Source organism: Rhodococcus sp. FH8, from assembly GCF_019266085.1.
Lineage (GTDB): Bacteria > Actinomycetota > Actinomycetes > Mycobacteriales > Mycobacteriaceae > Rhodococcus_F > Rhodococcus_F qingshengii.
The window spans coordinates 630,181-648,094 of sequence record NZ_LPNQ01000057.1 but is presented as its reverse complement, the minus strand read 5'-3'; the positions used below and the strand labels follow the sequence as shown (position 1 = coordinate 648,094).

Annotated in this window: 17 protein-coding genes; 8 read left to right on the top strand and 9 right to left on the bottom strand. The window is 62.6% G+C overall.

The window, feature by feature from the left end; translation table 11 throughout:
* Nucleotides 1–93: 93 nt before the first annotated feature.
* The 5 genes from ATN38_RS05730 to ATN38_RS05710 all read left to right on the top strand — a co-directional run bounded on the left by ATN38_RS05730 (nt 94) and on the right by ATN38_RS05710 (nt 3,916).
* Nucleotides 94–672 (top strand): carboxymuconolactone decarboxylase family protein, encoded by a 579-nt coding sequence (locus tag ATN38_RS05730; protein WP_007733549.1) that lies wholly within the window; start codon nt 94–96, stop codon nt 670–672.
* A gap of 125 nt (nt 673–797) precedes the next feature.
* Nucleotides 798–1,193 (top strand): molybdopterin-binding protein, encoded by a 396-nt coding sequence (locus tag ATN38_RS05725; RefSeq protein ID WP_003940157.1) that lies wholly within the window; start codon nt 798–800, stop codon nt 1,191–1,193.
* 25 nt (nt 1,194–1,218) lie between these two features.
* The gene (gene modA, locus ATN38_RS05720; protein ID WP_218747710.1) at nt 1,219–2,028 is read left to right on the top strand and encodes a molybdate ABC transporter substrate-binding protein; all 810 of its coding nucleotides are present in this window, start codon (nt 1,219–1,221) and stop codon (nt 2,026–2,028) included.
* A complete protein-coding gene (locus ATN38_RS05715; protein ID WP_020970514.1) occupies nt 2,025–2,834 on the top strand; it encodes an ABC transporter permease in 810 nt (269 codons plus the stop codon). Before modA ends, ATN38_RS05715 begins: the two co-directional genes overlap by 4 nt.
* Nucleotides 2,831–3,916, top strand: a complete 1,086-nt coding sequence (locus tag ATN38_RS05710; RefSeq protein WP_007733546.1) for a sulfate/molybdate ABC transporter ATP-binding protein — start codon at nt 2,831–2,833, stop codon at nt 3,914–3,916. The genes ATN38_RS05715 and ATN38_RS05710 overlap by 4 nt, the downstream gene beginning before the upstream one ends.
* On the opposite strand, the gene fadD11 is transcribed toward ATN38_RS05710, so the two are convergent.
* Genes fadD11 through ATN38_RS05675 form a run of 7 tightly spaced genes read right to left on the bottom strand, consistent with a single transcriptional unit; the run spans nt 3,892 to nt 12,161 of the window.
* Nucleotides 3,892–5,694, bottom strand: a complete 1,803-nt coding sequence (fadD11, locus tag ATN38_RS05705) for a fatty acid--CoA ligase FadD11 (RefSeq protein WP_218747709.1) — start codon at nt 5,692–5,694, stop codon at nt 3,892–3,894. The two genes, ATN38_RS05710 and fadD11, sit on opposite strands and share 25 nt — an antisense overlap.
* Complete coding sequence (locus ATN38_RS05700; RefSeq protein ID WP_218747708.1) at nt 5,691–6,653, bottom strand: SDR family oxidoreductase; 963 nt, start codon at nt 6,651–6,653, stop codon at nt 5,691–5,693. The genes fadD11 and ATN38_RS05700 overlap by 4 nt, the downstream gene beginning before the upstream one ends.
* 4 nt (nt 6,654–6,657) lie before the next feature.
* Nucleotides 6,658–8,091, bottom strand: coding sequence for an aldehyde dehydrogenase family protein (locus tag ATN38_RS05695; RefSeq protein ID WP_218747706.1), 1,434 nt, complete (start codon nt 8,089–8,091; stop codon nt 6,658–6,660).
* A complete protein-coding gene (locus ATN38_RS05690) occupies nt 8,088–8,588 on the bottom strand; it encodes an SRPBCC family protein (protein ID WP_007733538.1) in 501 nt (166 codons plus the stop codon). Before ATN38_RS05690 ends, ATN38_RS05695 begins: the two co-directional genes overlap by 4 nt.
* On the bottom strand, nt 8,585–9,676 hold the full coding sequence (locus tag ATN38_RS05685) for a PDR/VanB family oxidoreductase (RefSeq protein WP_007733536.1): 1,092 nt from the start codon (nt 9,674–9,676) through the stop codon (nt 8,585–8,587). Before ATN38_RS05685 ends, ATN38_RS05690 begins: the two co-directional genes overlap by 4 nt.
* Entirely contained in the window at nt 9,673–10,605 is a 933-nt protein-coding gene (locus ATN38_RS05680) for a metal-dependent hydrolase (protein ID WP_003940129.1), read from the bottom strand. The genes ATN38_RS05685 and ATN38_RS05680 overlap by 4 nt, the downstream gene beginning before the upstream one ends.
* Nucleotides 10,605–12,161, bottom strand: coding sequence for an NAD(P)/FAD-dependent oxidoreductase (locus ATN38_RS05675; RefSeq protein WP_064073971.1), 1,557 nt, complete (start codon nt 12,159–12,161; stop codon nt 10,605–10,607). Before ATN38_RS05675 ends, ATN38_RS05680 begins: the two co-directional genes overlap by 1 nt.
* Nucleotides 12,162–12,344: 183 nt before the next feature.
* Between ATN38_RS05675 and ATN38_RS05670 the strand changes: the two genes are divergently transcribed.
* Nucleotides 12,345–13,001, top strand: a complete 657-nt coding sequence (locus ATN38_RS05670) for a TetR/AcrR family transcriptional regulator (protein WP_007733534.1) — start codon at nt 12,345–12,347, stop codon at nt 12,999–13,001.
* On the top strand, nt 12,998–13,624 hold the full coding sequence (locus ATN38_RS05665; protein ID WP_030535343.1) for a TetR/AcrR family transcriptional regulator: 627 nt from the start codon (nt 12,998–13,000) through the stop codon (nt 13,622–13,624). The genes ATN38_RS05670 and ATN38_RS05665 overlap by 4 nt, the downstream gene beginning before the upstream one ends.
* Before the next feature lie 4 nt (nt 13,625–13,628).
* Here ATN38_RS05665 and ATN38_RS05660 read toward each other — a convergent pair whose 3' ends face one another.
* Nucleotides 13,629–14,807: an acyl-CoA dehydrogenase family protein gene (locus tag ATN38_RS05660; protein WP_047271188.1), complete on the bottom strand. Its 1,179-nt coding sequence runs from the start codon at nt 14,805–14,807 to the stop codon at nt 13,629–13,631.
* Nucleotides 14,808–14,994: 187 nt separating this feature from the next.
* On the opposite strand from ATN38_RS05660, the gene ATN38_RS32620 reads away from it, so the two are divergent.
* Nucleotides 14,995–16,716: an FUSC family protein gene (locus ATN38_RS32620; RefSeq protein ID WP_064074069.1), complete on the top strand. Its 1,722-nt coding sequence runs from the start codon at nt 14,995–14,997 to the stop codon at nt 16,714–16,716.
* On the opposite strand, the gene ATN38_RS05650 is transcribed toward ATN38_RS32620, so the two are convergent.
* Nucleotides 16,692–17,654 (bottom strand): sigma-70 family RNA polymerase sigma factor, encoded by a 963-nt coding sequence (locus ATN38_RS05650; RefSeq protein ID WP_030535346.1) that lies wholly within the window; start codon nt 17,652–17,654, stop codon nt 16,692–16,694. The genes ATN38_RS32620 and ATN38_RS05650 overlap by 25 nt on opposite strands.
* Nucleotides 17,655–17,914 lie beyond the last annotated feature (260 nt).

The following is a 17,914-nucleotide window of genomic DNA, read 5'->3' as shown; positions in this document are numbered from 1 at the left end:
CGGACGCGGTTCTTGTCACGTTTGAATCGCCGCCATCGTCCAACTCTGTAGAGAGCATCGAATCCGGTGCCCCAGAACATACGGAGGCTTGCCATGACTCGCATTCCCGCAGTGACACCGTCAGAAGCCAGTCCGTTGATCAAAGTGGCATACAAATTCGCCGCCAGGCAGTACGACGAAGTCCCCGAGCCCTTTGCCGTCCTGGCCAACCATCGGAAATTGTTCGTAGCGGCTGCCCGCCACGAAATGGCTGTGCAGAAGGCGTCGAAGGTGCTGCCGTCGAACATTCGTGAACTGGCCGTCTATCGCGTCGCCTGGACTGTCGGCTGCTCGTGGTGTGTCGACTTTGGGACGATGCTCTCGCGCTTGGACGGTTTGGACATCGACAAGTTGAAAGAGATCGCGAACTACCGGGATTCATCGAAGTACAGCGAAGACGAGCGGGCCGCGATCGCCTACGCCGACGCCATGACCGGTGACCCCCATGGGGAGAACGGGGTGACGGACGAACAGGTCGCGGATCTCGAGCGCAGGTTCGGGCGAGCGGGCGTCGTGGAACTGACCTATCAGATCGGGCTCGAAAACATGCGCGCCCGGATGTATTCGGCGTTGGGGATTACCGAGCAGGGGTTCAGCACCGACTCCTGCCGTGTGCCCTGGGCAGAAGAATGATGCGCTGATTCGTCTACGGCAACTATCGACAATGCTCCGCAGATACGTGATCATGATTGACTAGTTCACGCATCTGCGGAGCATTTCGGCTTGTTAGGTCCGCACTTGCGACCTACGATCACCTGGTGCCCAACATTCGAATCCGCGAAGCTGCCGGCCTGCTCGGTGTCAGTGACGACACCGTCCGGCGGTGGGTCGACGGTGGGCTTCTCACCGCGACGACGGACGACTCCGGCCGCAAGGTCATCGACGGTGCCGAGTTGGCGGGCTTCGCCCGGTCCAACGCCGGACCCGCACCGGCCGATCCGCTCACGGGTGCGAGTTCGGCCCGCAACCGGTTCGCCGGCCTCGTCACCAAGGTCGTCACCGACAAGGTGATGGCTCAGGTCGAAATGCAGTGTGGGCCCTTCACTGTCGTCTCGTTGATGAGTACCGACGCGGTTCGGGAGCTCGGACTCGAGGTCGGGAGTATCGGAGTCGCAATCGTGAAGGCCACCACGGTCATCGTGGAAACGCCGTAGTTTTTGAACATACTGGAGGAAATTCGTGAAGCGTGTAGTCGGACTTGTTGCAGCAGGTGCCTTTTCGCTTGCCCTGGTGACCGGTTGTAGTTCCTCCGACAATTCTTCGTCGGAGACGTCGTCGGCCGCTCCGACCACAACCACTTCCAGTGATAGTGCCACGGGAAGCATCACCGTCTTCGCAGCGGCGTCACTCAAGAACAGCTTCACCGAACTCGGCAAGGAATTCGAGTCCGAGAACCCCGGTTCATCGGTCACATTCAGCTTTGCCGGGTCCTCGGACCTCTTCGCTCAGATCACCCAGGGCGCACCGGCTGACGTGTTCGCCTCGGCTGACGCCGCCAACATGACCAAGGCCACCGACGCCGGCGTCGTCGCGGGGTCGCCCTCGGACTTCGCGAGCAACACCTTGACGATTGTTGTGCCGCCGGGCAATCCGAAGGGCATCGCGTCGTTCGCCGATCTGGCAAAGGAGGGGACGCAACTGGTGATCTGCGCTCCGCAGGTCCCTTGTGGCGCGGCTACGAAGAAGGTCGAGACGGCCACAGGCGAGACCCTCTCGCCCGTCAGCGAAGAATCGTCGGTGACCGACGTTCTCAACAAGGTGACGTCCGGGCAGGCCGATGCCGGCATCGTTTACGTCACCGACGCGAAGTCCGCTGGTGACAAGGTTCAGACCGTCGCGTTCCCGGAAGCCACCACGGTGGTCAACCTGTACCAGATTGCGGTGCTGAAGGATTCGAAGAATTCGGGAACGGCAACCAAATTCGTCGATCTCGTGAAGGGGCCCAAGGGCCTTGCAGTTCTGAGTGACGCGGGATTCGCTGCCCCGTGACACACCTAAGACCGGCGGTCCGGGCTCCGCTCGGGTTGCCGGTATGGATTTACCTTCCGGCGCTGATCGGCGGAGCGTTTGTCATCGCGCCCTTGGCGGCGATGCTGGCCACCGTGCAGTGGTCGCAGTTCTGGGAACTCGTGACTTCCGAATCGTCGGTTGCCGCGTTGAAACTGAGTTTGAAGACAGCGGCAATGAGCACGCTGCTGTGCATCCTGTTCGGGGTACCGATGGCCGCGGTGTTGGCGCGCAGTCATTTTCGGGGACTGTCCGTTCTTCGATCCTTGATTCTGCTCCCGCTGGTTCTGCCGCCAGTGGTGGGCGGTATCGCGTTGCTGTACACGTTCGGGCGCAAAGGGTTGATCGGTGAGCAGTTGGAAGTGCTCGGCATCCAGATAGCATTCTCGACAACCGCGGTGGTCCTGGCGCAGACGTTTGTCGCGCTACCGTTCCTCGTCGTCAGCCTCGAAGGTGCGCTACGCACTGCGGGCACACGATACGAGGCCGTAGCCTCGACGCTCGGAGCCCGCCCGACCACCGTGCTTCGCCGGGTGACTTTGCCGCTGGTGCTTCCCGGTCTGGTGTCAGGGGCAGTGCTGGCTTTCGCTCGCGCACTGGGGGAGTTCGGTGCAACGCTGACGTTCGCGGGAAGTCTGCAAGGGGTCACGCGTACCCTGCCGTTGGAAATCTATCTCCAGCGTGAGACCGATCCGGATGCAGCGGTAGCGCTTTCGCTGGTGTTGGTCGTAGTCGCGGTGGTCATCGTGGTTGCGGTGCGTGGACGCGGATCGGCGGGTTCGTTGTGAGTGGCCTCCACGTCGACATCGAGATTCCGGAGCGCGATGTCGTTGCGACGTTCGACGTCGCGGCCGGTGAGGTGACCGCTGTCCTCGGACCGAACGGCGCAGGCAAGTCGACGGTACTGGCGGCGGTTGCCGGACTACATCACCCGCGGCGTGGGTTGATCGAACTGAATTCTCGCGTTCTCACCGATACCGGTAGGGGAGTCGCGTTGGCGCCGCATCGGCGCGGCACTGCTCTACTCGCGCAAGAGGCACTTCTCTTTCCCCACCTCAGTGCGGCCGCGAACGTGGCGTTCGCGCCGCGCAGTGCAGGGCGGTCGCGTCGCGATTCCGCCGATTCCGCGCGCCACTGGCTCGACGCAGTCGACGCCGCCGAATTGGCTGACCGCAAGCCGTCACAGCTCTCCGGCGGTCAAGCGCAACGAGTCGCAGTGGCGAGGGCATTGGCTGCTGAACCCGAACTACTCCTGCTCGACGAACCGATGTCTGCGCTCGACGTCGCCTCCGCCCCGGCATTGCGGTCGTTGCTGCGTAGAGTGCTCCGAACAGGAGATCGCACGGCCGTGCTCGTCACGCACGACGCTCTGGATGCGCTGGCCCTTGCCGACACCGTTGTCGTGCTGGACGGCGGCCGGGTCGTCGAACGTGGTGACGTACGAACAGTTCTGACTCGCCCGCGTAGTGCATTTGCAGCACGCATCGCAGGGATCAACTTGCGCAGCGGCACGATGGCCGGAGACGGAATGCTCAGAAGTCCGGTCGGGGTGGATATCGCGGGCCAGACGGAGACCGACTTACCGGCCGGCAGTGCCGCCGTGGCAGTCTTCGAGCCGCGAGCAGTGTCGGTCTACCTGGATCCGCCTCACGGGAGCCCACGAAACGCGTTTGCGGTCACGATCGCGGAGATCGAAAATCGAGGCGATGTCGTCCGAGTCCGAGCCGAGGACGAAGCCGGCCAGCCGGGCTTGTCTGCCGACATCACGGCGAGCGCAGCGGCCGAGCTCGATCTGGTTCCGGGATCGGCCGCTACGTTTGTGGTCAAGGCCACCGAGACGCTGATCTATGCGCAGGGCGCAGGCTCGTAGACGTCCTCTACGACCGAATCCGCATAGAGGGCTGCAATTTCGGACGCGTACTTCTCGGCTATCGGCTTGCGCCTGAGCTTCATCGTCGGTGTCAGCTCGTCGCCGCCTGGCTCCCAGAACGTGGTGAGTACGTGAAACCGCTTGATCTGCTCGGCCCTCGACAGACGCGAGTTTCCCTCGGCGACAGCAGTTGCAACGATGTCGACGATCCGAGCGTCCTTGGCGAGTACCGCGGCCTCGGCCGCAAGTCCCAGTGAGCGTGCCGCTCCGACCGCGGCGTCGGCGCTGAGAGTGATCAACGCTGTGTTGAACTTTCGGCCGTCTCCGATCGCCACGACCTCACCGATCAACGACGACGACGTCTTCACTGCGGTCTCGATGGCAGCGGGGGACATGTTCTTTCCCGACGCATTGATGATCAGCTCCTTCTTGCGATCGATCACCGTGAGGTATCCGTCTGCGTCGGCCGTGACGATGTCTCCGGTCGAAAGCCAACCGTCTGCACTGATCGCTTCGGCCGTTTTTGCCGGTTCGCCGCGGTACCCCTTCATGACCAACGGTCCTCGAACCAGTAGCTCGCCGTCCGCCTCGATGCGCATTTCCATGCCTGGAAGCAACTTTCCGACCGTTCCCAGCTTGGTCGGCTCGGCCGGTGCGGTGCTCGCAATGCATGTCAGCTCGGACATTCCCCAGATCTCCGAGATCGGAACTCCCAGGGCTGCAAAGAATGCCAAGGTGTCCGGCGGAATCGGTGCGGCGCCAGAGATGGCCCACTTCAGTTCGGCAAAACCGAGTTTCGCACGCAGAGCGGAGAGGACCATTGCATCGGCTCGGGCGTAGTCCGCTTCCAGTTCGGCGGGGACTGTTTCACCGGCTCGCAAGTGTGCGAGCCGAGTGCGACCGACGTCGAGTGCCCACTGCAATGCCGCTCGCCGCGCGTCGTCCGGTTCGTTGGCGACGGCCGATTCGACTGCAACCTTCAGCTTTTCCCACACACGGGGGACGCTGCCCCAGATCGTGGGGCGACAGTCCGGAAGCGCAGCCGCTACCTGGCTCGGATCCGGCACGACAGTGATCTGGGTGCCGAACACCATTTGCATGTACAGGCAGGTGAGCCGATCGGCGATGTGCGCCGACGGCATGTACGAGGTGATGCGGTCACCGAACTCGACGGGGAGTACAGCACTGACGGCGGTGGTTTCGAACAACAGACAGGCATGAGTCGTCTCGACGCCCTTGGGGTTGCCGGTCGTGCCGGAGGTGTAGATCAACGTGGCTACGTCGTTCGGTTTCACCGCACGCCAGGTGCTCTCGAAATCGAAATCGGCGGCAGCAGAGGACTTGATCTGCTCCAGCGTCAGGGTGCCGGACTGCTGGGCAGACGGTTGCGCGTCGACGACCACGATCGTGTCGAGTGTGGCACCGGATCGGCGAACGGTATCCACGTACTGGGCCTCGCAGACGAGCACTCGCGCACCGGAATTGGCGAGGATGTACTGGATGGCTTCGGGTGCCGACGTGTTGTAGATGGAGAAGGACGTCGCGCCGAGGTGTTGGGCGCCGACGTCGATCGGGTAGAACTCGATGCGGTTACTCATCATCAATGCAACCGTATCGCCATGTCCCACGCCGATTCCGGCCAATCCCGCGGCAACATCGCGAACCTGTTCGCCGTACGCGCGCCACGTCAGTGTTCGCGCATCGCCGATGTCTCGCAAAGCCACCGCGTCGGGCGCCACCGCCGACACTCGCTGGAAGGCTGCACACAACGTAGTCATGATGTTCTCCTGGATGCCTTTGTCAGGGCTGACGCACTCGTCGGGGCCGCAGCGGTGGTTCTGTCTTCGAGTTCGCGGATCAGGTCGTGTGCCTGTTTGTCTTTTGCCAGGTAACCGTCGGCAAGGACATTGATGAATCCGCGTCCCCACGCCCAGGGTTCCCAGGCAGCGGGGGCAAGGGTCCGGGCGGCGCGGCGCGCGATCGCATCGGCGATCACGGTGGCGGCACGGTCCGGGGAGATTCGATGACGGAGGGGACCAGGTAGTCGAGCGTCGAGTTTGCGCCCGATCTCGTCGTCGTCGAGTGTTGCGCGTGCAAGTTGTGTATCCACCATCCCGAAGTACGCGATGCCGGCAGTAGCGCCGTAGCCGGCAACCTCGAGACGCAGCGCCCGGCCGAGCGCTTCGACCCCAGCCTTGCTGATCATGTACGAAGCGCCGCCCAAACCGGGGGCGAACGACGCCGCCGATGACACGACGACGATGTGCCCACTGTTGCGGATCACCTCGTCGATGGTCGGATGCACGGTGTTGAAGACGCCGGTGAGATTGACGTCGAGCACACGATCGAAGGCGTCGGGATCGATCTGGCGCAATGTTGCCGGGGGAGGGGTGATTCCGGCGTTGGCCACCACGACGTCGATTCTGCCCAGCTGCTCGATGATCGTTTGCACGGCTGCGGTCATGCCGTCCCGATCTCGGACATCGGCCGTCACCGTCACGACTCGCTGTGACTCGAATGAGCGCTCGGCCGTTGCCAATGAACTCTCGTTGACGTCGACCAGTGCCACGGTGGCCCCACTCCGGTGGAGAGTGCGCGCCAGCGCTGCACCGATACCGTCGCCTCCACCGGTGATCAGTACGACCTTCCCGGCGACGTCGTAGTCGAGTCGGCGTCCGGGCAGTGGAATGCCCAGATCGCGGACTGTTCCCGCAATTGCGGACAAGCGTCCCGTCATTGCTTCAGTGCCTTCCGTGTAGTGCGCGGATGAGAACCTTGACCAGCCAGTCGATTCGGGCGGTCCTTCGAAACGTCGTCAGTGGTAGGGGCGAACGGAATCGTTGCCGAGTCGTCGAACGAGCGTAGGTGAACTCCTTCAGACCATCTGGGCCGTGAACGCGTCCGAAACCAGATGCTCCGACCCCACCCAGTGGCAGGTTGGGAACCGCGGCATACATCACGTAAGAGTTCACCGACGCTCCTCCGGATCGGAGCCGATCGGCAACAGCCGCTCCGTCCTTGCCGAACACGCTTGCTCCCAATGCGTATGGCGACGCATTGACCAACTCCACCGCCTCGTCCATCGAGGCGACCTTGGTGATCGTCATCGTCGGGCCGAAAGTTTCCTCCGTGACGGCGAGGCTGTCTTCGGGGACGTCGACCATGATGGTCGGTTGCACGTACTGGCCGGAGATCGAGCCGAGCCCTCCGAGAACGACACGTCCACCCCGCGACATCGCGTCGTCGATGTGGCGCCGGATTACAGCCACTTGCGAGGGCATGGTGATCGGACCGATCTTGTCTTCGGCACCCGGACCCGCATGAACTCGGGCAGCCAAAGTGATTGTCTTGTCGATAAACTCGCCGTAGACATGTTCGTGCACGTATACACGCTCGACGCCCAGACAGGTTTGACCGGAGTTGGACAATGCTCCCCACACCGCAGCATCCGCGGCGGCACCGACATTTCCGTCGGCATCAAGGATGAGCGCGTCCTTACCACCACATTCCATCAACACCGGTGTGAGGGTCTCGGCGCACGCTGCCATGACTTTCTTGCCCGTCGCGGTCGATCCGGTGAACCCGATCTTGTCGACACCGGCCAGGCACAGTGCCGCGCCGACCGAACCATCGCCCGTGACGACCTGCAGCACAGGATGTTCAGGGACGACCTCGGCGAAGGCGCGGCCCAACCATTGCCCGACTGCCGGTGCGAACTCACTCGGCTTGTAGACCACGGCGTTGCCTGCAGCCAGCGAGAACGAGAGCGAACCGAGTGGGGTGACGACCGGATAGTTCCACGGACCGATCACACCGATCACCCCGAGAGGTCGATACTCCACCGAGGCGGCCTGATTGACCGTCAACAAACTGGAGCGGACGCTGCACCTGCCCAATACCTTTCGGGCATTCTTCGACGCCCACGCGAGATGTTCTAGTGCCATGGCGATTTCGAGCATCGCGTCAGGGTGCGGCTTGCCCATGTCCCGGTGCACGACGTCGGCGAGTTCGGATGCGCGACGAGCGATGATTCCTCGCCACCGATCCAGTCGACGAGCACGTTGCTCGAATGTCAGTTCTGCCCACCACTCGGAAGCAGTACGGGCGTCGCGCACTGCCTGTGTCACCGTGTCGTCGGACGCCTGTGTGGTCGTGTCGATCTCGGTCGCCGTCATCGTGGAGTTCCTTGAAGTGTGTGGTGGACGGCGCCGTCGGCCCAGCCGCGGGTGACGCGTTGGAGGATCGGTCGGGACAGAGTCAGAATGGGGGCGAACCACGGCTGCGCTTGCACAGCGAACGTCCAGGTGAGGCGGCTGCCAGTCGAAGTCGGTTCCAACACCAGATCTTCAGCGAAGCGTTTGAACCCCGGAAGTGACGCCGACTCCACGTAGAACGACATCCGGCGCCCCTCGTCCCAGCGGAAGAATCGCTCGTTCAGTGCAGCAAAAGCGCCGGCTCGCACGGTTCGCGTAGTCCCGACGCCGAATGGTCTGTCCGAGGTCCAGTCGGCTCCGGTGATCCCGTGCGCCCACGACGTGAGCGCTCCGTCCGAGGTCAACGTCTGCCACAAGCTTTCACATGTCGCTTCGGATTCGATCCGGTGAGTGATCACCAGCGGAGCGGAGCGGATGAAGGCTGCGTCGGCCGCAGAAAGAGAGAATTTTCCCTTCACAGGTCCACCACCAAAGACCCACCGGTGGAACGTGATCGACAGGTCAACATCGAACCAGTACGTTCGGATTCGGTGAGGAGGGTGTCTCGATGCTCGACGGTCCCGGAGAGCACCCGGACCTTGCATGTACCGCAGAAGCCCTGTTGGCATGAATACGCTACTCCGGGAAGTACGCGTCGTATTGCAGCCAAGGCGCTTTCGGACTCGCCCACATCGACGGTGAGACCGGTGCGCGCCAGATGCACCGTGAACTCCTTGCCGTCGACTACCGGGAGTGGGGAGAACCTCTCGCTGTGCACCGATCCGGTCGGGTTGGCGGCGAAAGTTGCCGCACGCACCGTGTTCATCAGCGGAACCGGTCCGCACGTGTACACCGCGGCACCGGGATCCGCAGCAGCGACGAGTGTTCCGATATCCGTCGGACCCAGCTCGTCGTCGGGTCGGATGGTTACCCGGCCGCTGGAATACTCCTCGATCTCGTTCAGGAATGGCATAGCTGCCCGAGTTCGTCCGAGATAGTCCAATCGCCACGGGACTCCGCGGCGGTGACAGCGTTGCACCATGGGAAGTATCGGAGTGATCCCGATTCCGCCCGCAACAAAGAGGTACGACGGAGCAGTGACAAAAGGAAATGCATTCCGCGGCCCTCGTACGTCGACAACCATTCCGGGTTTCAGCGACTCGTGTATCTCGCGGGAGCCGCCCCCGCCTTCGTCGATCCGCCGGACGGCGATCCGATACGAGGTCAAGTCGTCGGGGTCTCCGCACAACGAATACTGTCGTTGCCTTCCCGAGGGGAGAATGACGTCTAGGTGAGCGCCGGGAATCCACGACGGCAGGGTGATTCCTTCCCTCGGGGTCAAGGTGACACTCAGGACGTCTGCGCACTCGAACCGGACGGACTTCACGTCCAGCGTCATGTCGAATCCGCTGTAGCGGACCGGGTTGGGACGCGAAAGTATCTGCGCTGCAGGACTTGACGCAAAGATTCGACGGTATGCGCTCGTCGCCTGTGCGGCAATCCTCAACGACCGGGTCGGTGTGAAGTCTTGTGCGTCGTGAGGACGGTCGGCAGTCGTCTTGTTCATCCTTCACTCTTTTCGGAAGAACGATTGGCGGCAGGTGAGCGAGCGAGGTAGCGCATGGCTACGTCCATGTCCCCGATCTGGGACGGATGGAAGCTCGGCCGCAGATACGGAGGAATCTCGGTGATCAGGAATTTCATGTTCGGGACCAGGCCGCGGCGAGTGGCGCTGATCAGTTGCAGAGGCCACAGGCGGCCCTTCGCCTTCGACGGGTCCTGCCGGAAGAGGTAGTTCATCGAGGCGATGAACAACACGAACAACGTGAAGCTGGCGAGCAGCGCCGTGCGAACGCGGCGGGCGTAGCTACCGTCCACGTACATGTAGGCGTCGAAGGCCACGTTGCGGTGCTCGACTTCCTCGGCGCCGTGCCACTTGACCATGTCGAGCATCGTCGGGTGCATGCCGGCATCTTCGAGGGCGGGATCGGTGAGCAGCCATTCCCCGACCACCGCCGTGTAGTGCTCCATCGCGGCAAACAAGCCGAGACGTTCACAGAGCCAGGCGTGCTTGGCTTTTCCGGTCAATCCTTTGTCGCCCAATATCTTGTCCACGAGCCAGTCCATCCGGCGTGACATCGGTTTCATGTCCATGCCGAGGTCCGCAAGATGCTCGCGTGCACCTTTGTGCGACGACGCGTGTGTTGCTTCCTGGCCGACGAATCCCACCACCTCTTCGTGCAGGCGGGGGTCCTCGATGAGCGGGAGCGCTTCGGCGAGCGTTGCGGACATGGCCCGCTCTCCCTCGGGCAACACGAGATGCATGAAGTTGATGACGTGGGTGACCATCGGTTCGTTCGGCACGTAATGCAGTGGTACGCCGTCCCAGTCGAATTCGACGTCACGGGCGGCGATCGCATGTGCTTCGTCGGTGTAGCGGCGCGCGCCGGACGGTGCGACGACGGGTGTGCCTCGGAAGGCGTTGATGCCGAGCATTATCGGCTCCTCACGGTTTCTCGGGCAGTGGTGAGTGATTCGGACGAGACGGGTTGTACTTGCGCGTAGTGAGCGAGGTCGGCTCGTTTGGTCCTGGTGCGGAAGGATCGGTTGAATCCGGGATAGAAGGTGTAATTGCGGCCGCCGTCGACGAGGTAGTAACTACTGCACCCGCCGGCGTTCCACACGCTGGTGGCGAGTCGGCGGTCGGTCGCGCGCACGAACTCTCTCTGCACGTCTGCCCGGACGTCGATACTGCCGATGCCGCCCTCGTCCATTTGAAGAATGCAGCTCACGATGTACTCGACCTGCGCTTCGATCGTGACGACCTGCGAGGTGTAGACCACGGAATTGGGGCCGAGGATCATGAAGAAGTTCGGAAACCCGCTGATGGTGGTGCCGAGGAAGGCCTCGGCACTGCCGTTCCACGTCTGCGCGAGGCTGCGGCCGTCCTTGCCCCGGATGATGTCGAACGACGGGTTGTCTCCCATACGAAAGCCGGTTCCCATGACTATGGTGTCGACTTCCCGGAAGGCGCCGTCCGCGGTGAGGACTCCGCGCTCCTGCACCTCGACGATTCCGTCCGTCACCACCTCCACATTGGGTGACGCCAGCGCGGGATAGTAGGTGTTCGAGAACGTCGGACGCTTGCATCCGAATGCGTAGTGGGGGAGCAGCTTTGCGCGAAGCTCCGGGTCCCGCACCTGCCGGCGAAGGTGTGCTCGGCCGAGTGCGGCCAGCCCTTTGAGCAGTGACGGCTTGTACACGAATCCGGGTACCAGGGCTTCTTGGAGCAGGTCAAGTCCCTTGCGTGCCAGTCGTTGGGTGAGCGGCACCCGCTCGAAGAGAGCGCTCGGCCAGCCGGTCATCGGCTGATCCGGGTGCGGCAGGATCCACGTCGGTGTCCGCTGGAACACGGTCAACGTGTCCGCGAGCGGTTGCAGTCTGGGGATGATCTGCACCGCAGAGGCGCCGGTGCCGACCACGGCTATCCGCTCACCGCGAAGGTCGTGGTCGTGGTTCCAGTCCGCGGTGTGGAACATCTGACCACGAAACGATTCGAGCCCGGGAAGGTCGGGTGTGGCGGGGGCACTGAACGGGCCGGTGGCCGCGACCAGGAACTGTGCCTCCCACATGGTTTCCGCAGTGTGTACCCGCCAGATCTGGGCTTGCTCGTCCCACGAAGCTTCTGTCACGTCCTGGTTGCAGTGGAAATGACCGGCCAGTCCGAAGCGATGGACGCAATCCCGGAGATAGTCGTAGATCTCGGGCTGTAGCGGATACAGCCGCGTCCAGTTCGGATTTGGCGCAAACGAGAACGAGTACAGAATCGACGGGATGTCGCACTGTGCACCGGGGTAGGTATTGACCTGCCAGGTTCCCCCGGGCTCCGCGGCACGTTCCAGAACGACGAAGTCGTCGATCCCGGACTGCTTCAAGCGGACAGCCGTTCCGATGCCGCCGAAACCGGCTCCGATGACGACGACTCGTGTTCGGCGAGTTCGAGTTTCCTCGTCACCGGCCGATGGCCCCGAGGTTGGGTCGATGTCGACCATGTGTGACGCCTCCTGATTGGTGCGTGAACAACTGAACGAAGAGTAAGTCTGACATCAAGTGATGTCAACAGCGGTTGATGTCAGAATTCAACTGATTGACATCGGGCGATGTCAGTTCGCTTGCGGAGGTCGCCGCGATAACCTGAGGTCGAGAGCGCTGCCGGTCAGTGAGAACATGGGGACATGACGGATACCGAGGCTCGGCGCACCGGCCCGCGCAGGTGGCGTGGGCAGGAACCGGAAGATCGCCGCGCCGCGCGCCGGACACAGCTGATCGAAGCCGGGTTGCAGATCATGGGTACCGAGGGAGCGGCCGCCGCGACCATGCGTGCGACCTGCCGCGAGGCCGCGCTGACCGAACGGTACTTCTACGAGAGCTTCGCCAACCGTGACGAACTGCTGGTCGCCGTGCTCGACGAGGTCGTTCTCGGTGCGCGTGACACTATTCTGGACGCTCTCGAGGCGGCGCCTTCCGAACCGTCGGCCCTGATCCGCCACGTGGTGAAGGCCTTCACCAACTACGTATTCAAAGATCCTCGACGTGGACGCATCATGTTCGTCGAATCCCAGGCGGAACCTGCGCTGTGGGATCGAGGGCGAGAATTGATGGCGGAGTTCACGAATCCGATTTCCGCGTCGCTCGAGCTGATGTACGGCGGCGAGGCAACCGACTCCGCGAACTCCGAACTCAATTCGGTGGGGCTGTTCGGTGCCCTCGCGTTCATCTATCAGGCGCACACCCCGTCCTCCAAGATCTCTCGAAAGCGTTTGGTGGAGCACATTTCGCTCATGGTCGAGGCGCAGGCGACGGTCAACAGCACGCCCGCGAGAAAAGAATGACGTCCGCGTCGGCCACAGGCGGAAGGCGTCTCGGTCCCGAAGACCGGCGTGAGCAGATCATTGTCAGCGCGGCAAAGGTTTTCGAGGAGAAGTCTTTTGCCGACGTCTCGATGACCGAGTTGGCCAAGGCGGCTGGGGTCGGACGTCCGCTGCTCAATCATTACTTCGGCTCCAAGCGGGAGTTGTATCTCGACGTCGTGCGGCGGTTCGTCTTCATTCCCGAAGTGGCGGTGGACCGCATTCCGCGATCGGCGAGCCAGGAGAAGCGGATCGGCGCCGTGATCGATCGGTGGCTCGACGTCGCATGGCGTCATCGCGACATGTGGATCTCGACAGTCATGTCCGACGACCTCCGCCGTGATCCCGAGATGGATCGGATCCTGCAGGATGCTGACGACGTTGCTGCGCGACGCATGATGGATGCGCTCGAGATTCGACCGAGTGAAGGCAGCGAGGCTGCTGTTCATTCGATGATCGTGGCGTACGGAGGCTTGGCGAAGGCTGCCAGTAAGCAGTGGTTGGTGACGGGAGCGCTCGACCGCGAACAGGTGCACCTTCTGCTGGTACGCAGTTTGCTCGCCATCGTGCGTGACGTTCTGCCGGCGTGCGAGGCGGATTCCTGATTGCTCAGAGTGATCTCGCCACGAGGTCCTTCATGACTTCGTTCGATCCGGCGTAGATTCGCTGAATACGAGCGTCGGCATACATCTGAGCGATGGGATATTCGAGTATGTAGCCGTACCCGCCGTGTAGTTGCACGCAGCGGTCGATCACGGCGCACTGCTGATCGGTGAGCCAGTACTTGGCCATCGCGGCGGTAGTCGCATCGAGCTGCCCGGCAAGGTATTTGACGATGCAGTCGTCGATGAACGTTCGTGAGATACGAGCGATGGACGCGCACTCGGCAAGTTCGAAGCGCGTGTTCTGCAGATCGAAGAGCTTTTGCCCGAACATGTTTCGGGATTTGGTGTACTCGACGGTGAGGGCGACTGCACGCTCCATTGCCGCAGTGGCTGCAACTCCGCAGATCAATCGTTCGGGCAGTAGCTGCTGCATCAGCTGGGCAAACCCTGTGCCTTCGCGGTCCCCGAGCAGGTTTGTTGCAGGCACCCGCAAGCGGTCGAAGAACAGCTCGGTGGTGTCCTGGCCCTTCTGTCCGACCTTCTCGAGTATTCGCCCGCGCTCGAAACCCGGTGTGTTGTCATCGACCTCGGCCACGATGAGCGACACTCCACGCGCTCCGAGGCTGGGATCGGTCTTGGCGGCAATGATCACCAGATCACAATTGCGACCGTTGGAGATGAAGGTCTTTGCGCCGCTGATCAGATAGTCGTCACCGTCGCGGACGGCTCGGGTGGTGATGTTCTGCAAGTCGGATCCGGTGCCGGGCTCGGTCATGGCGATTGCGCCCACCCACTCGCCACTCACCAGCTTCGGTAGCCAGCGCAGTTTGTGCTCGTGATCGGCGTAGGCATTGAGGTAGTGCGGCACGATTCCCGAGTGCACGCCGAGTTGGAGTGAATGATCACCCGCCATGACCTGCTCGTGGAACAGCACGGCGTCGTGCGCGAAAGTTCCTCCTCCGCCGCCGTACTCGGTGGGGATCGACATGCCGGCGAGCCCGAGCGCCCCGAGTTCTCGATATGCGGATTTGTCGGGAAAACCTTGGGACGCGAAGCGTTTCTGATGCGGTGTGACGTGTTTGGCGAAGAAGTTCCTTGCCAGGTCGGCCACGGCCTCCAATTCGTCGTCCATCCACGGGGACCGTCGTTCTGCGGTCCGGGTTGCGGTAGATCCTTGCGTCATCGTGATTCTCCCGATCGATGAAGTGCGACCCGCGAGCGGATCCGACTCCACCTATCATCCACACTGTTGACATAGTGTCAATAAAGGGGTGGTCGAATCGACCTCCGGACCCGCCTCGAATTCCACGTCGGCCGCCCGCAAGAATGGGAGGACACAGACACGAACAGGCCGGCGCGAAGGATGGGCAGTGGACCCCGAAGAAACATCAGCGGGTCACGAGTCCAACCTCCCGGCTCCGCGGCCGGCGCGCAGCGTCCTGTTCGGATTGCCGCCGGTGGGAAACAGGTACCCCGGAGCGGTTCGCGTCGCCCTAGCCCTGGCGATTCCGGCGGCCATCGCCACACTGCTCGGATTCGGGTCTGCTTCGCTCCTGGTCGGCCTCGGTGCATTTGCATCGATCTACGGTGAGGGTCGTCCGTACCGGAGCAGGTGGAAGGCAGTCGGTATCGCTGCGACGGCGCTGACGATCCTGTCCTTCGTCGGGGCATCGGTGGGTGAGCCCGTCCACCGAGCCATCGCTGAGGGAGCGCCGACGGTGCTGCTGGTCTTTGTCGTGCTGATCATGGCCGTCGTGGTGTCGACCTGCGCCTTCACCGTCGACGCGCTTCGATTGGGTCCACCGGGCGCGTTCTTTCTGTTGCTCACCACCGAGATCAGTTCCGTGATCGCCACTCCCGGTCAGCCGCCGGTCGAGGTCGCGATGTGGACGGCAATCGGTGGGATCAGCGCGGTGGTCGTCTCGATGACGGGAATCCTGTGGGCACCGAGAGCTGTCGAACGCAGCGCTGTACAGGCAGCCGTCTCGGCCGTTGCGGAGTACACGGACGCTCAGGCGAGGTACGCCCCACCCGAACTCACGCGAGACAAACGCCACGCTGCAGCACTTCGGCTGCACGACGCGTGGCAGTGCCTTTACCGCGGCGCAATCGTCGGGAAAGACCACCCGTTGACCCGTGAACTCGAACGAGCGCAGATCTCGATGGCCAGAGCGATCTCCGACGACCACGATCCGGAGCTCATGGCGGACCCCGCGTTCGACGTCGACGAGGTCGGGGCCCACCCGCCTCTGCCCGACCCGACGATCCGATATCGGTTCCTCCGCGCCTGCAATCCGTCCAGCCGAGCGTCGGTGACGGCACTTCGGCTGTCCATTGCCTGTATGGCGGCGGGAACCCTCACCGTCCTGCTCGGCATCGATCGCCCGGACTGGGCGGTGATCGCCGCGGCGATGGTCCTTCATCAAGGACCGGATCGAATACTGGGCACCTATCGCGGAATCCACCGCATCGGCGGAACCGTCCTCGGGTTGATTCTGTTGGGTGCCATCTACTCCTGGAGTCCGACCGGTCTGTGGTTGGTGGCGGTACTTGCAGTCCTGATGGCGGGGATCGAGCTGTTCCTGGTGCGGAATTACGGGATAGCCGTCATCTTCATCACCGCCCTCGCGATTCTCCTCGGCGCGGCCGGTGGTGCGCACGGGACCGTCCGACATCTGATCCTCAGCCGCATGCTCGAGACGGCAATCGGCGTCGTCGTGGCGTTGGTGGTCCTGTGGACGGTGGGGCGCGGTGCGCATCGACGCACTCTGATCTGGGTCGACGAACGGGCGGGTAGCGTCCTGTTCAAGCTGCTGACCGAAATTCGCGCGAGGCACTATGCACCACAGGCGAATTGGTCGGAGCTTTCGGAGCTTCGTCGGGACCTGGACTTCGAACTGCGAGGTAGCGCGATGGCCGGGATCGACGCCGCCCACAACGAACCCGAGTGGGCGTCGCAGCAGTGGAGGACGCACACCGAATTGCATCATCTGGGATCGGATGTACTGCACCGACTGTGGTTCGGCACGCAGGTGTCCAGATCACACCTCGAGGAATGGGAGTCTCGCTACTTGCGTTCGGGTTCGGTGTGATCGAGCATCGGCACAGCGCTGAACTTGGCTGGATTCGCAATGTCGTAGGCTGCGCACACAACTCCGTCGCGGACAGTGAAGCCGGCAACGCGAGCGGCGAACTGCGGGTACTGGTCGTCCCCCGGTGAGCCGGCGAATACACCGCCGAGCTGTCCGTTGACGAGAACCGGTGACATCGAGAACACCGCTGCCGGTCCGTACTTGCGGGCCAATCCCAGATAGAACCGCGCGACACGATCGCTGCCGCGCACAATGTTGACAGCCGTGCGGGTAGTTCCGCCTGCGTCACCGATCAGGACGGCATCGGGATCGAGTGCACCTATCACGGCGTTCAGATCTCCACTCGCGATAGCCGTCACCAATCGCTCGACGGCAGCAGCATGCTCCTCGCTACTGACCGGGACCGGCGCCGACGCTGCGGCTTTACGGGCCCGCGAGGCCAACTGACGGGCAGTGGCTACTTCGATGTCGAGGATGCGCGCAACCTCGGCGAAGGGCACGTCGAAGCCGTCATGCAGGACGAAGGCAACGCGTTGAGCGGGAGTAAGGGTGTCCAGGACGACGAGGGCAGCAAAACGATTCTGTTCCTGCGTCACGACGTACTCCAGCGGATCGGGTGTCGCTGAGGGTGTGCCCGAGGTGGCGTCGACGGGCGTGACGATCGGCTCCGGAAGCCACTGTCCGACATAGCTTTCTCTTCTGACCGCGGCCGATTTGAGATGATCGAGGCAGATCCGACCGACAACAGTGGTGAGCCATCCGCGCAGCTCGCGGATCTCGAGGTCGCTTCCTTGTCTCGATTGTGCGACTTGCAAGCGTATCCATGCCTCCTGCACCGCATCCTGAGCGTCGCTGAAACTTCCGGTGAGACGGTAGGCCACCGACGTCAGGTGGCCACGGTGTTGCTCGAAGTCCTGCGCAGTCGTCGGCGAAAGCATGCCCTCATGATACGGACCTCACACATTAAATCCGGCATGAATGTAACCGTTGACCCAGGTAGTGGGTGCCGACGTATGGTTTCGGCACTGCTCACGGCTCGATCCTGTCTGCACATTCATTGGAGTCTCACGTGTTTCGGTCTTTCCCGCTCATGTCGCTCAACTGTTGTCATTGAACTGACATTCCCACACCTGCCTGTGCCGAGCGCCGCACACGGCGCTCCGGACAGGTGTAGCCGAGAACTGAACCAATCATCTTC